This window comes from Blautia sp. CGZ-1-C1, from assembly GCF_056504575.1.
In genome coordinates, this window is the sequence record NZ_JBWLUT010000137.1 from 1 (window position 1) to 13,502 (window position 13,502).

The 13,502-nt window shown below is 38.0% G+C and carries 12 protein-coding genes and 1 pseudogene; 9 read left to right on the top strand and 4 right to left on the bottom strand.

Annotated features, from left to right (window positions below):
* Together AC058W_RS13185 and AC058W_RS13190 are read left to right on the top strand one after the other, a co-directional pair.
* A pseudogene (locus tag AC058W_RS13185) lies at positions 1-788 on the top strand (hypothetical protein); the annotation flags it as partial.
* A 544-nt stretch (positions 789-1,332) separates the two neighbouring features.
* Positions 1,333-3,099, top strand: coding sequence for a leucine-rich repeat protein (locus tag AC058W_RS13190; RefSeq protein WP_479390176.1), 1,767 nt, complete (start codon positions 1,333-1,335; stop codon positions 3,097-3,099).
* Positions 3,100-3,171: 72 nt separating this feature from the next.
* Here AC058W_RS13190 and AC058W_RS13195 read toward each other — a convergent pair whose 3' ends face one another.
* Together AC058W_RS13195 and AC058W_RS13200 are read right to left on the bottom strand one after the other, a co-directional pair.
* Positions 3,172-4,476 (bottom strand): hypothetical protein, encoded by a 1,305-nt coding sequence (locus tag AC058W_RS13195; RefSeq protein WP_117677541.1) that lies wholly within the window; start codon positions 4,474-4,476, stop codon positions 3,172-3,174.
* A gap of 72 nt (positions 4,477-4,548) precedes the next feature.
* Entirely contained in the window at positions 4,549-5,271 is a 723-nt protein-coding gene (locus AC058W_RS13200; RefSeq protein WP_181977742.1) for a peptidoglycan-binding domain-containing protein, read from the bottom strand.
* A gap of 210 nt (positions 5,272-5,481) precedes the next feature.
* Between AC058W_RS13200 and AC058W_RS13205 the strand changes: the two genes are divergently transcribed.
* The 3 genes from AC058W_RS13205 (at position 5,482) to AC058W_RS13215 (ending at position 9,638) form a co-directional block, all read left to right on the top strand.
* Positions 5,482-5,607: a hypothetical protein gene (locus AC058W_RS13205; RefSeq protein ID WP_340281854.1), complete on the top strand. Its 126-nt coding sequence runs from the start codon at positions 5,482-5,484 to the stop codon at positions 5,605-5,607.
* 363 nt (positions 5,608-5,970) lie between these two features.
* Positions 5,971-8,652 carry an Ig domain-containing protein gene (locus AC058W_RS13210; protein ID WP_117677539.1) on the top strand — a complete coding sequence of 894 codons (2,682 nt, stop codon included), beginning with the start codon at positions 5,971-5,973 and terminating at the stop codon, positions 8,650-8,652.
* Positions 8,653-8,891: 239 nt separating this feature from the next.
* Positions 8,892-9,638, top strand: coding sequence for a hypothetical protein (locus tag AC058W_RS13215; protein WP_117844019.1), 747 nt, complete (start codon positions 8,892-8,894; stop codon positions 9,636-9,638).
* 142 nt (positions 9,639-9,780) lie between these two features.
* Here the strand turns inward: AC058W_RS13215 and AC058W_RS13220 are convergent, their stop codons facing one another.
* Together AC058W_RS13220 and AC058W_RS13225 are read right to left on the bottom strand one after the other, a co-directional pair.
* On the bottom strand, positions 9,781-10,668 hold the full coding sequence (locus AC058W_RS13220; RefSeq protein ID WP_479390177.1) for a C40 family peptidase: 888 nt from the start codon (positions 10,666-10,668) through the stop codon (positions 9,781-9,783).
* Between the two features lie 186 nt (positions 10,669-10,854).
* The gene (locus AC058W_RS13225; protein ID WP_479390178.1) at positions 10,855-11,190 is read right to left on the bottom strand and encodes a helix-turn-helix domain-containing protein; all 336 of its coding nucleotides are present in this window, start codon (positions 11,188-11,190) and stop codon (positions 10,855-10,857) included.
* A 118-nt stretch (positions 11,191-11,308) separates the two neighbouring features.
* Between AC058W_RS13225 and AC058W_RS13230 the strand changes: the two genes are divergently transcribed.
* The 4 genes from AC058W_RS13230 to AC058W_RS13245 form a co-directional block, all read left to right on the top strand.
* Positions 11,309-11,863: a hypothetical protein gene (locus AC058W_RS13230; protein WP_025579787.1), complete on the top strand. Its 555-nt coding sequence runs from the start codon at positions 11,309-11,311 to the stop codon at positions 11,861-11,863.
* A gap of 5 nt (positions 11,864-11,868) precedes the next feature.
* Positions 11,869-12,150, top strand: coding sequence for a response regulator (locus AC058W_RS13235; protein WP_479390179.1), 282 nt, complete (start codon positions 11,869-11,871; stop codon positions 12,148-12,150).
* Positions 12,135-12,578, top strand: a complete 444-nt coding sequence (locus AC058W_RS13240; protein ID WP_479390180.1) for a LytR/AlgR family response regulator transcription factor — start codon at positions 12,135-12,137, stop codon at positions 12,576-12,578. The genes AC058W_RS13235 and AC058W_RS13240 overlap by 16 nt, the downstream gene beginning before the upstream one ends.
* A 3-nt stretch (positions 12,579-12,581) precedes the next feature.
* Positions 12,582-13,502: hypothetical protein (locus AC058W_RS13245; RefSeq protein ID WP_479390181.1), on the top strand; the 921-nt coding region annotated here is incomplete at its 3' end.

Sequence of the window (13,502 nt, forward strand, 5' to 3'; positions counted from 1 at the left end):
TTCACACAAAAGCATTTTTTGACTGTGAAAATCTGGAAAGAGTATATATACCGGATACTACAAATGACATTGCGGATGATGCGTTTGATGGATGTAATTCTCTGGTAATTTATACCCCTAAGGGTTCCTATGCGGAAAAATTTGCAAGAAAACATAATATTCCAGTGGTGGTATCTGCAACCTCGCAGGATATCCTGAATGATGTGAAACCGAATCTTCGAGTGACCAAAAAAGAGAAGGATGGAGTTACACTGAAATGGGAAATATCGCAGCCATATCTTGCAGAGGGATATGAGGTAGAAAGAAAAAATGCACAGGGAGAATATGTTCACTGTTCTACGATTAAAAGCAGTGAAGTTAATACTAAAGATATTGAACTATGGAATTATAGTAAATTTTATGGGAAAAATATCACTTTCAGAGTCAAAGCATATTTTGTAGATGAGGATGGAACAATCATATACAGCCAGCCATCAAATACTGTAAAAACAACTTTCTGCCCGGTACAGCCAAAGATTACATCTCTGACAAAGAAAGCAGGGAAAAAGTTAACTGTTAAATGGAAAAAGTCAGATTATGCAATAGGATATCAGGTATGGCGTTCGGTAGATGGAAAGAAAGGTGTTTGCATAAAAACAATCAAAGGCGGGGATGTGACGAGCTTTACAGATACAAATCTGAAAGAAGGCACTACTTATATTTATTGGATTAAGAGCTATCGTATGGACTATCAGAATAAAAAAATATATAGCCGGAGCAATGATTATTCCAAAAGTATTGTGTATTAGTGGGAAAATTGATAAATAAGTAAAATCAGCCACCATATGAGTTAAAAACCAAATGGTGGCTGTATACTGTAGTTTATCCAATCAGGTCAAAGATTATATTCTTTGTATAACTGTTCACGTCTTTTGGGGTCTGTAGAGATAGCTTGGATTTCTTCATATTCGTTTAAAAGTACCTGAAATAATTCTGGGTTTTTATTAAAATCATGTCCGTTATTGTATCTGAATTATAACATTTTGACGGGTTTTATTAAATACTTAAATCTTTTTGAAGTTATGTATTTTTATCTTTGGAATTGCTGGCAGATATTTGCCGGAAAATTGATTATGAGAAAGATTAGATTGCTGTTTGCATTTTATACTATACAGGATTTGTGTTTATATGGCAAGTTCTTTTGAGGTTCATGAAAAAATTCAGGGACATTAAGAGCTTTTTAAAACCGTATTTACAGAAAATGGAAATAAATATGGTATATTAAAAAATAAGATGTAATATTCTTATATTTCCATAACAGTAAGAAATTGTACAGAAATGGAGGAAAAGTATATGAAGAATAAGAAAATGCTTGCAATGCTTCTGGCACTTACCGTGACAGCGGCAGGGACACCAGTATATGCTGCGGATTTTTCAGATGGAAATCTGGAAAGTGTGCAGGAAGCGGCAGAACCGGAAAAAATTCTGACGGGAGATACTGCTCTGGAAGAAGATAGTAATGCACAGGAGAATCAGGAAAGTGATGAATCCGGGGTTACGTCAGCAGAGGAAACCGATGAATTTACAGAAGAAGATGTGGCTTCTGCATTTACGGATGACACGGAGAATGAAGGGGCAGAGGCACAGAGTTCAGATACGGAAAGTGGAGGTGAAGAGGAGACAGGTACTGAAGGTCTGGAGTATGAGTATGATGCTGAACTTGACGGTTATCGTCTGGTAAAGGGTGTAAATAAAAAAGAAATATATATTCCACATGAATATGAAGGAAAAGAAGTTAAGGAAATTGGTGAAAAGGCTTTCGCAGGATGTGACCAGATAGAAAGCGTTCAGGTACGGGCTTATAATGTTACAATAAAAACTTTTGCTTTTGAAAGCTGTTCCAGTCTCAGGAGAATTTCATTTAGTGGTGGGGTTAATGTGGAAAGTTATGCTTTCAGCAATTGCCCGAAATTGTTTGATTTTGTAGCTATTACTACTAATGTTACTACTAATAAATTAATTATTGCGGATGATGCTTTTGACAGCGACAGTAAGGTAATTGTAACTCATCTTGGTATTCTGCCATACAGAGAAGAGGGATATCCTTTTTTTGATGAAAATGGAGAAGACGAACTACACCACACATATGATCAGGGGTTAGATTACTGGTATTACAAAAAATGGGAAGGACCATCAGGATATGAAGGAGAGAGAGTAGCAGATTTTGATAATTCAGTCAGTAAAGTACGGATCAGCAATATTACAGATGGAATTGGGCGAAAAGCTTTTTATGGCAGTGATAAACTGGAAGAAGTATGGCTGGGAAGACAAAATTATTTTATTGAGACCCAGGCTTTTGCAGAGTGTACGAATCTGAAAAAAATAATTATTCCTGAGACAACTACGATAATTGAGGAAAATGCTTTTAAAAACTGTCCACTGCTGACAATTTATACACCAAAGGGTTCTTATGCGGAAAAGTTTGCAAAATCACATCAGATACCGGTTCAATATATTGACGATGGTATAAATGATACAAAACTGACACTCCAGGTTGCTGAAAAAAAGAAGGATGAAGTTGCACTGAAATGGGAAGCGTCACAATTGTATTTTGTAGATGGATATGAAATAGAGAGAAAGAACTTACGGGGAGAATATATTCATTGTTCTACAATCAAAAGCAACGACATTAATACAAAAAATATTGATGCAGGCTGGTATTCCATGTATTATGGAAAAAATATTACTTTCAGGATCAGAGCGTATTTTGTAGATGAGAATGGAACAATCATATACAGTCAGCCATCAAATATTGTAAAAACAACTTTCTGCCCGGTACAGCCGAAGATTACAGCTCTGACAAAGAAAGCAGGGAAAAAGTTAACCATTAAATGGAAAAAGTCAGATTATGCAATAGGATATCAGATATGGCGTTCTGAAAATGGAAAGAAAGGTGTTTGCATAAAAACAATCAAAGGCGGGGATGTGACGAGCTTTACAGATACAAATTTGAAAGAAGGAGTTACTTATACTTATCGGATTAAAAGTTACCGGATGGATTATCAGAATAAAAAGCTGTATAGCAGGAGCAATGATTACTCCAAAAGTATTGTATATTGATAAAAAATACCAGTAAAATCAGCCGCTATATGTTTGGGAGCATATGGCGGCTGATTGTTACATATAAGTGACCTATTTGCTAATAAATGATAAAGCACCAATCTGGGTTACAGCATCATCTTTAGTAAATTCGGAATCACAGTTCTGCGCAATGTATAAAGTTCCTGAATCGCTGATTGCAAGAGATTCAATCTCATAGATAGCATCGTCTTTATTGTAAACGGCAACCGGAACAAGCGGTTCATCGGATGCCTGTTTAATCTGTTCAGGAAGAAGTCGATAGATTCTGGTTGTACCGGTAAAGGTTACATAGAATAAGCCATGTGATGGAGAATAAAAAATATCCTGCAGAACATTTTTCTGTGAGCCGTTTTTAAAGGAAGGATTCTGTGCGCGGAAATTTTTGATACTTGTAAATTTACCGGACTCCAGATAACCAATAAAAAATTCTGGGTTTTCTGCATATGGTTTGCTGGAACTATAATCATAATTTACTACGATAAATAAATCTTTATCACGCTGAGAGTCATAACCATAATAGGAAATACCACCAATAGTGTGTTCACACTGATATGTTTCGACAAGATTACCAGTAGCGGGATCTAATTGGGCGATTTCATTCCTGTTAATGGCTCTATCGTATGCAGCTACGAAAAGATATCCATTAGCATAGGTCATTCCATTACCATGTCCCATAGTTCTCAAGACAGGACTTCCAGATACTCTTGTGAAGTTTTTGGATGATATATCCGGGCTTGACAATAAAACACTGGCTTTATCTTTCATATCATCATCAGTTGTATGTGAAAGCAGACAATATCCGGTAGTACCATTCAGGGCAAAAGCACCAAGATTTGCACAGGTGTAGGTGGAACCATTGATTGTGACATCTGGATTTGGAACAATCAGGCTTTCTTTAGATGAAAGAGTAAATTCCATCAATCCGTTTTTAGGGAAGACCGGATTAGTTGCGCGGAAAATAACATCATTATCATATTCGGAACCTGCTGTGGCAGCGACTGCATTAGTAGATATATATAAAATGCCACTATCGCTGATACACAGAGATCTGACAGCCAATGAAGCATATCTGCTGTTCCCGTTAAAACGGAATTCGGATTCAGGAATATAGATCTTTCCATTATCTACAGAACTGATTTTATCTGGAATTCTGGCACAGAGAATCATGTTGTAATTAGTAGCAGAACCATTTGTTAATTTATTCGTTGCAATGAATAAGCCATATTTAGAATGGTAAAAGATTCCCTGTGCCTGTTCATAACCGGCACTGCCTTTTACATAGAAACGTTTCTTTTCGATAAATTTGCTATTTTCCAGAGTACCGATCATGTAGAAGAAAGAGTCATCTTTGTTCATTTTTCCAACACCGATAAGAAAGAGATCTTCGTTATTTTCAGTACCGTAATAGGAAATAAAGAGTAGAAAAAATCAACTGATAAATTTCAGAAAAGTTTCTCTGTCACAGATTCCGGAAATAGCTAAGCCATGTGCTTTCTGGAATGTTTTTACTGCTGCAAGCATACCAGAACCAAAAATCCCGGGAAATTCAACACTTTTTGGATTATATCCATGCAGGAGAAGAAGGATTTCGGCAGCAGTTACCATATATTGAGTTTCTTCGTACATAACATAATGCTGGTTAAGGGCACGATCAGTAGCTGGTCCCCAGATACCATCGATATCCAGAGCTGACTGATAATCTTTGTTTAAGGCGGTCTGGAGGATTTGGATTTTAATTTTTCTGATGTCAGAGTTTGCCTGCAATGTTGAAAAATTTTTTGCACAGAGAAATCTGGCAGCATATGTCTGACCCTTGCTGATATTTTCTGATCTGGAAGATGCAATAGTTTCAGAGGAAAAATCAACATCTGAGTTGCTTTCTGCATACCTGAGAACACAGTCCCATCCATATTGATAAACGTAATAATTCTGAACCATGATTTCACTTCCTGTCTGATCTCCGGTCTTTCCACCGGAAACTTTTCCGTTTTCATTAATGCGGGCACCAACGATTCGTCCATTTCCAATATACATAACAGTATGATGCATGGTATTGATAATTACATCTCCACGTTTCATTCCATTTCCTGTGAGGAGGTCAATTCGGGATGTAACATCTGTAAAACCACATGCCAGAAATACAGACTTCATATTTCCGGTATAAGATGCTCCATTTGTTCTGACTGGAACTCCTGCCTGTTGCCAGGCAGAAATCCCGGATGCAAAGAAGCGTTTTAATGCTGTAGAACATCTGGTACATACTACGAAGAAAAACCATGCCTGTTTTGATTTTGATATCCGGTTCCCAAAGATGCCTTCCTCTCTGCGCAGACACAGGGAAGATGGGCATATACGAAACGTTTGAACACAGAACTTGGAAAAAAGACTGCAGGTGCGAGTGTAAGATATGCGGAAGAAAACCATGCAGATGTGATCGTGTTCGAGTATCTGGAGATGCAGGGGAAGATATCGGGAAAGAAAAAATGATAGAAATGTTATAACTGTGAAGGCATTATAAGATTATACGAAAAATGTCGAATTGTATGTATTTTATTATAGCAATCCTCTTAAATGCATTATTTACGAGGATTGCTATAGAAAAAATAAATACGTATAAGCAATAAATGACAAGCGACTGATTAAATTTATAAACCAGAAACTAAAAAATATGGACAGAAAACAGAAGCTCTCTCTGCGGGATGAATTTTTCCGGCGGACAGGGCTTTTCTGACATTCATGACCATTAGACTACATGTCATTCCGTAATTACAGAAACATTTCCGTCTAGTGGTATATTAATATTAATTAGTTAAGTTGATACTTTTATATTTTGTTATCTGGAGGAGAAGAATGAAAAGTAATTACAGGATTTTTACAGCAGTTTTTTTATCGGCGGTTCTGACAGCTACAGCTCCGTTAACAGTATGCGGGGCGGAGGTTTTTTCAGCGGGAGAATCTTTCAGTGATGGAACGGGGAGTATTCCTGCCATATTGACAGATATGGTTCTGCCGGGTGGAGAGATTGGAACGGAATATCAGGTACAGCTTGAAGCTGATACAGATGTGAGCTGGAGTCTGGAGGAGGGAAGCGAGCTTCCGGCGGGACTTACGTTGTCTTCCGGGGGAGTGATCAGCGGAACACCGCAGAAGGAAGGGAGTTTCAGCTTTACTGTACAGGCGGACAATGGTATTGGAGTTTCTTCACAGGAACTGAGCCTTTATGTTGCACAGCGTGAGCAGGAACCTGTTATAAAGCAGTATGAGCTGACATCAGGTACTGCTTTGATCGATCTGGGAATTCATGCAGAGGGAGAACAGTCACATAAGCGGTTATTTCTTTATAATGCAGGAACAGATTCGCTTCATCTCTCTGATTTTCCGCAGAGCAGATATTTTGATTTTTCCTACGCACCGATTTTCGATACAAATACGGATGAAGAAATGCAGCCCGGAAGTTGTGCGGCTGTGGACATTGATGATAAGAAGGATCTGCCTGCCGGAAATTATGAAGAGACAGTGACATTTGAGACAAAAGAGGGTGCTTCCTGTAAGGTTACTCTGAAAGTAATTGTGGGAGCTTCCTCTGAAAAAGATTATGAGCTGAGTATAGAAACAGGTACAGAAGAAGAATTTACAGAAAGCGATTTCTATGACCCGGAATTTCGTGTGGAGAAGTATGTAGTGGTCAGAAATTCAGGAAAAAAGGAAACCAGAATACGGATAGATACTTCTGGTCTTAAGAACTTTGAAGTGGATGACCAGATGGCAAAGTGGACAGAAGATTATGAGGAACAGGATTCCAAAAAGCTGCTGAAACCGGGAGAAACGCTTTATTTTTATATATTGCCGAAGCAGGAATACGGAATTTATGATGAAACGTTTGCATTTCTCGCAGATGACGGAAGCAGATATCCTCTTCATGTTACAATGAACAGAGAGAAGAATCCGACAGAAAAGAAGCAGCTGGAAATTACTGAAAAGTCTGCCGGGGGTTTTCCGACAATGCAGTGGGGCTATAAGACACTTCCGGAAGCAAAGACATATATTCTGAAAAATGTTACTGATACAGATATGAAGCTGTCTTTTAACCGTAGTAAAGAATGTAGTGTGTTATTATCTGGAAATGCTTATCTGGCACCTGGGGAGAGCACAGAACTGAGACTCTGGCCCAAACGGGGGCTTTCGGTGGGAAAATATAGTTTTCAGGTGACTGTGACTGCGAAAACAGTGGCAGGAGAACACCTGACAACGCAGAATCTGTATAATTCTTTTATTGTAGGAGACCGGACTTATCAGGGACTGGCAGATGCTGTTGCGCCTGTGACCGGAATTACCAATGGTGCAGAAAAAACTGCTGATGCTTTGCACCTGCCGAATTCGCTGGAAGTCTATGGCGCCGAGGTGAATGGAGAGAAAACAACATTTTCTGCGTCTGTGAAGTGGGATGTGGAGAATTGTGCTTATGATCCGAAAAGCAAGGCAGCTCAAAGTTTTCTGGTCAACGGATCTCTGGAACTGAATGAGGATGAAAATAATGAAGGGCTGGACACTGCCGTACAGATAATGGTACAGGTGGATGCTTATCAGACATTAAACAGACCAGTTATTGATACGCGGTGGACCAGAGTGATCACAAATTATGCAATGCTTTATCTGAGAGATCTTTCCAATGAAGCGGACGGCTATCAGTTTGTGACAGCCAAATCTCAGAAGGATCTGAAAAAGGGGAATTATACTGCGCAGACAAAAATTACAAATTCTGAACTGAATCAATATCCTGAGCTGAAGTATATTCCGGAGGGAACACATAGTCTTTATTGCAGGGCATACAAAGAGAACAGCAGCCATGTTATGGAATATGGGGAATGGTCAGACGGGGTTCCGGTTACGGTAAAGGCAAAGACTCCGGACGCACCTGTGGTTCAGAAGGTGCAGGTGAAGAAAAATGATGTCAGAATAGTACTTAACAGCAAGGGTGAGGAACCGGACGGTTACGATGTTGTTGCTGCCAGAAGTAAGAACGGAAAAGAACCATCGGATTATATAAAGGTAAAGAGTGGGTATTCCGGAAGCAGTAAAGAGCTTATCTTACGGGGCGTACCGGCAGGAACGTGGTATATTGGCGTACATGCTTATAAATATCTGAATGGGAGCAATACCAAAGTGCTCAGTAAATGGGCAGAGGTCAGGAAGGTAACTGTAAAAACAAGCCTTGTAACAGGAAAACCTGCTGTTAAATCAGCTAAGGTTTCCAGACAGGGAACAAAAAGAAACGTGGCGGTGACGTTTACTGTTCCAAAGTCCTGTGATGGAACAGACTGGGTACTGGCAAAGAAAGTTTCCAAATCTGATAATGGCAGCTATACTGGTGTAAGCAGTTATGCTTACACAAAGAAAAATCAGACAAAAACCACGGTGGTCTTTAAAAATGTGAAGCCCGGAGTCTACTACCTTGCAGGACGTGCCTATGTAAAAGGTTATGCAAAAAGTTATACGAAATGGTCGAAAATAAAGAAAATAGTTGTGAAATAAGTACTGCTGCCATTTGTTTCACAGAGATTTCACTTTTAAGAAAAAAGATATTCCCCTTTTACCAAGCGTTTATAAGGCAAAATTAGGGGGTAAAGATTTTGGAAAAAAATGGGGTACATTTCATGACAGATAAGGGACATATGAGGCATCGAAGTCTGTGAAGTATGTCATAATGAACAGGAAAAGCACATTATGATAAAGGCAGTGACATTTTTAGCAAATGTAGAAAGGACAACAAAATGAAGCAGAAAAAGATTGTAATTATTATGGCAGGGATTTTAGCAGCAGCGGCTGCTATGACTGGCTGTGCGGAACAGAATAAAACAGCGACACAGGTTGATTATACGCAGAATTCACAGGGGAAATCCGAACAGACAAAACAAAAAACAGCAGAAAAATCTCAGCCGGATAAAAAACAGGTAAATAAAAGTACATCCGGTGGAAAAGAAAATTCAAATCAGACTGCGGATAAGAAGACGAAAGTATTTGCCTCATCCAATAATGCGGGCGATGTACAGAATTCAGAGAATGATGCGGATAATACAGATGATTCACAGAATACATACGTGGACAATAATTCATCTGAAAACAATGGCTCAACAGGCGACGGTGGCAATCAAATTGATCAGACAGCAGATCAGGCGATGATATATGACAGTGAGGGAAATGGAAGACTGATTTCTCAGGCTGACGATGGAAACTGGTATGACAGTGACGGAAATTGTTATGGAAGCTGGGAGGATATTGGGCGTGCTATGGATGAAGATGGTGTTACGGATCAGGATGGCAATAAATACTACTGGACCTGGACTGCACCTGATGATGCATCAGGAAAAGTAAGAGATCCGTATGACCTGTATTCCTGGGATCCGGGAACCAATTCCTATATACCGTTTCAGGCTGCGGAATCTGACTGTAGTCCTATAGGCAGAGGAAACGGCTGGTATTATTATGATGAAGACAGCGGCGAATATGTTCCGTGGTAAAAAATAAGAAAACAAAAGAAACAGTTTTGAAATCATTTTGATGGGTTTCAAAACTGTTTCTTTTTATATACAAGAAATAGTGAAGGGGCATATCCGGCAGAATCAGTGAAAAGAATTCTGCCGGATGTTTATCTGGTAAAGATCAGCTGATCAGTTTCAGGAAAGTATTTCTGTCACAGGTTCCGGAAACCGTTAAGCCCTGTGCCTTCGGGAATGCCTTTACAGCAGAGAGAAGTCCTGAGCCAAAGGTACCAGGAATCTCTACACCGTTTGGATCATAAGCACGTAAAAGAAGGAGAATCTCAGTGGCAGTTACCATATACTGGGTTTCACCGCTTTTTACGTAATGTTTACCAAGGGCATTGCTTGTGTTAGTTCCCCAGATACCGTCTACATCCAGACCGGCACCATAATCTTTGTTCAGAGCTGTCTGAAGAACTTTAATAGCTGCTTTCTTAGTGGCAGCATCTCTTTTCCCGGTAATGGAGATGCCAGTATTGGCAAATTTATTGGCATAACTCTGACCTTTGCGGATTTTGGCATTTCCAGTAGTTGGCTGTGGTTCTGGATCCGTAGATGTAGAATCTTCATTATAACGAAGAACACAATCCCACGGGCAGTTGTAGTAATTCTGGATTTTAATTTCGTTGCCATTCTGGTCACCCGGAGTACCACCGTGGGCTCCACCATTTTCATTTATACTGGCAGAAACTACTTTGCCGTTGCCGATATGCATAACTGTATGGCGTGCAATGTTTAACAGTACATCACCGCGTTTCATACCGCTTCCGTTGTCAAGATTAACACTGGAAGTAACGTCTTTGAATCCGCAAGACAGGAAAACAGACTTCATACTTTTGGTATTATAAGCTCCTTTTGTTTTTACAGGAACACCAGCCTGCTGCCATGCGGAGATTACCAGTGAAGAACAATCGTAGTCCGGTCCCCATCTGTTATCCTGATCATATCCGTGTGCCGGATCGTTTGCGATTTCAATTGCCCATGTTACTGCTTTTTCTGTTTTTGTCATTTTTTCATCCTCCTGAAATTTGATTATTTATTTGCTCACCGGTGATACATCTTATAAAGAGTGAGAAAAGGGAAAAATGTAAACATGAAACAGAAAAAATAAAAAGCATTTCCTGATTGTTGCTTCGAGGTCAGAAAAATGCTTTTCGAGGACAAAAACACGAAAATTGTCGAATTGTAATTATATTTAATCCTGATGAGAGGACTGGTATATTTTCAGTATTTTTACAATGTATTCAGTCTGGCGTTCACCCATTTGATTCATGATTGAAATCGCATCCTGAATAGCCGGGCTTTGAATATCTTTATTATGAGGAAGCAGATCATAAAGAAAATAGTCAAGTCCCACATCAAGAATTTCAGAAAGCTTAAGGAGATTTTCAATAGTAGGCATATACTTACCTGTTTCAATCCGGCTGATCGTACTTACAGATAAACCACTTAATTCTTCCAGGTGTTCCTGGGTAATATTTCTGTTGATCCGAGCTTCTGCAATTCTTTTTCCGATAGTATTGTTTTTCATAAATAAAAATCCTTTCCTTTGATAAAGTTTAACAGACGGAATTAAATATGTATAAGGATATAAATGACAAGCGACTAATCAAATTTGATATGTTTTATGACAGGAGGAATATAGGAATATGGACGAATATACAAAGGATTTGTATACCATGATGTTTTCTTTGCAGACTTTGCAAAATCAGGGAATTACAATCAGAGAAACTGTATATAAAAGTCTGGACAAATTACTGTTATGGAATAAAGAATCTGAAAACAGTAAATATCTCGAATTAGCGTTGCTTCATATGCAGGCTTATGCTAATATGGGATTTGCTTTAGATGAAGAAAATAAGACAATACGTGAGATATTAAAAAAGACAGGAAAGACCAGAGAAGACTTTTTCCCGAAAGGATATCTTCTTGGAAAGAGAATTAAACTGACCAAGTCACAGGTTCGTGGTATGATTGGAAGATGGAGACCTTCCAGAGACAGTCCGATGACAATCGGAGAACTGGTGGATGATATCATCAGAAAGGTAAAAAACCATGAGGAAGGCAGATACATTTATCAGTATCACAGAACTGATGTGACAACCAAAGGGGATATCGAGGTTTATGAGCTGGTCATCAATAAGGATGAAAGTTATTTTTATGATGTGAAGAAATTCAGATTTTATACATTCATGGAGGAATAATTGCTATGATAAGAATAATGATTCTGGATGATGACGAAATGTATCTGAAAAAAGAAAAGGATATCACAGAACAGTATTTTGCAGAGAAAAACGTAGATTGCACGGTAACGATATACCAGAATGTGGAATGGTTTCTGCTGGGATTGAATGAAGAAAAATTCGATATGTATATTCTGGATATCCGGATGCCTGGAGAAAACGGAATAGAGGCAGCGAGGGAAATTCGCAGAGCTTTACTGCGGATCCGGTTATTATATTTATTACAAATTTTGTGGATTATGCAATAGAAGCATATGAGGTAAACACCTATCGTTATATCCCCAAAGAGTGTCTGAAGGAAAAACTTCCGCAGGCTTATGATGCGCTTCTTCCTGGAATTATGGAGAAAGAAGAGCGGTACTATATCATAAATAAAAGAAATGAAGTTGAAAAACTGGCATATTCTGATACTTTCTATATGAAAAAAGAAGGAAAATATGTCATTTTTGTGCACAGGCGTGGGGAAGTAAAGATCAGAGCAAGTCTGTCAACAGTAGAAAAGGAACTGAATTCAAAAGAATTTATTATATCTGACAGAGGATATCTTGCAAACATCCAACATGTGATGAAGATGAAAGGAAGGGATCTTTATATGCGGGACGGTAATATTATTACAGTTGGCAGAGAAAGATTCAAAGGTGTCAGAGAAGCAATTCTGAATTACTGGGGGGTATGAAGAATGCTGAAAGTTTTATTGTATGGACTGGCAACGTTTATGGAGACTGGGATAGGTGTCTGGATATTTGGACAGATGTTTCCGAAAAGAAGTATGGAAACTGAAAAAGATAAAACGGTATGGAAGATAATATTAATTATACTGTTATATTTTACAGCATATTCATTTTGCGGATCATATTTAGAAAATAATATAGAGACAAAAAAAACAATACTTATTATATTACTGGTGCTGGTGGGAATATGTTTAATACCGGATTGTGTAGTTAGGTTAAAAAGAATAAGAAATTTTCAAAGTGTGCTTTTTTTTGTTATGATTGTTGTTCTTGTGACCTGTCAATATTGGACAGCGTATATATCTGGAAATGTAATAGTATTTGGAAATCTATATCTTCCGATATTTTTGACAATTTTTTTTCGGTGCACATTTATTCAATCTTATATTTGGGAATTTTTATATTTGACTAATATAGGGCTATTAAAATTATTATATATTATCACAGTTTGCGTGATTAAAAAAAGAAAAATAGGAGAATATATTTATTTCCAAAATATGCACTCTTATAGCTCAGGAATTTATTTGCTGGTTATAAGCGTTGTGATAATTTTGTTATTAAAATTGTTTCGCGTAAATAAATATGCTGGTGACATTTTTAGAGGTAATCAAAAATTTTTCTATGGTTTTGCATTAGTCGAATATATACTTTTGTATTTTTTACTAAGCATACAAAATAAAATCCTTAAAATAGAGAATCTGGTAATTACTATAGTAGTAGTATCAGGAATTGCCGTAGTATTGATGATTTTATTTATGTTTTTTTTTGTTAAAAGTGTTAATATAGAAAAAAATATTTTGGAGGTGAAAAATAGAGCTGTAGAGCAGCAATATCAGGAACTAGAAGATGCATATCAAAAATATAGATGT

Excerpts from the sequence above, each read along its gene's own strand:
- AC058W_RS13190 (WP_479390176.1), top strand. The coding sequence starts at position 1,333 with ATGAAGAATAAGAAAATGCTTGCAATGCTTCTGGCACTTACCGTGACA.
- AC058W_RS13195 (WP_117677541.1), bottom strand. The coding sequence starts at position 4,476 with ATGAACAAAGATGACTCTTTCTTCTACATGATCGGTACTCTGGAAAAT.
- AC058W_RS13200 (WP_181977742.1), bottom strand. The coding sequence starts at position 5,271 with ATGAAGTCTGTATTTCTGGCATGTGGTTTTACAGATGTTACATCCCGA.
- AC058W_RS13210 (WP_117677539.1), top strand. The coding sequence starts at position 5,971 with ATGAAAAGTAATTACAGGATTTTTACAGCAGTTTTTTTATCGGCGGTT.
- AC058W_RS13215 (WP_117844019.1), top strand. The coding sequence starts at position 8,892 with ATGAAGCAGAAAAAGATTGTAATTATTATGGCAGGGATTTTAGCAGCA.
- AC058W_RS13220 (WP_479390177.1), bottom strand. The coding sequence starts at position 10,668 with ATGACAAAAACAGAAAAAGCAGTAACATGGGCAATTGAAATCGCAAAC.
- AC058W_RS13225 (WP_479390178.1), bottom strand. The coding sequence starts at position 11,190 with ATGAAAAACAATACTATCGGAAAAAGAATTGCAGAAGCTCGGATCAAC.
- AC058W_RS13230 (WP_025579787.1), top strand. The coding sequence starts at position 11,309 with ATGGACGAATATACAAAGGATTTGTATACCATGATGTTTTCTTTGCAG.
- AC058W_RS13235 (WP_479390179.1), top strand. The coding sequence starts at position 11,869 with ATGATAAGAATAATGATTCTGGATGATGACGAAATGTATCTGAAAAAA.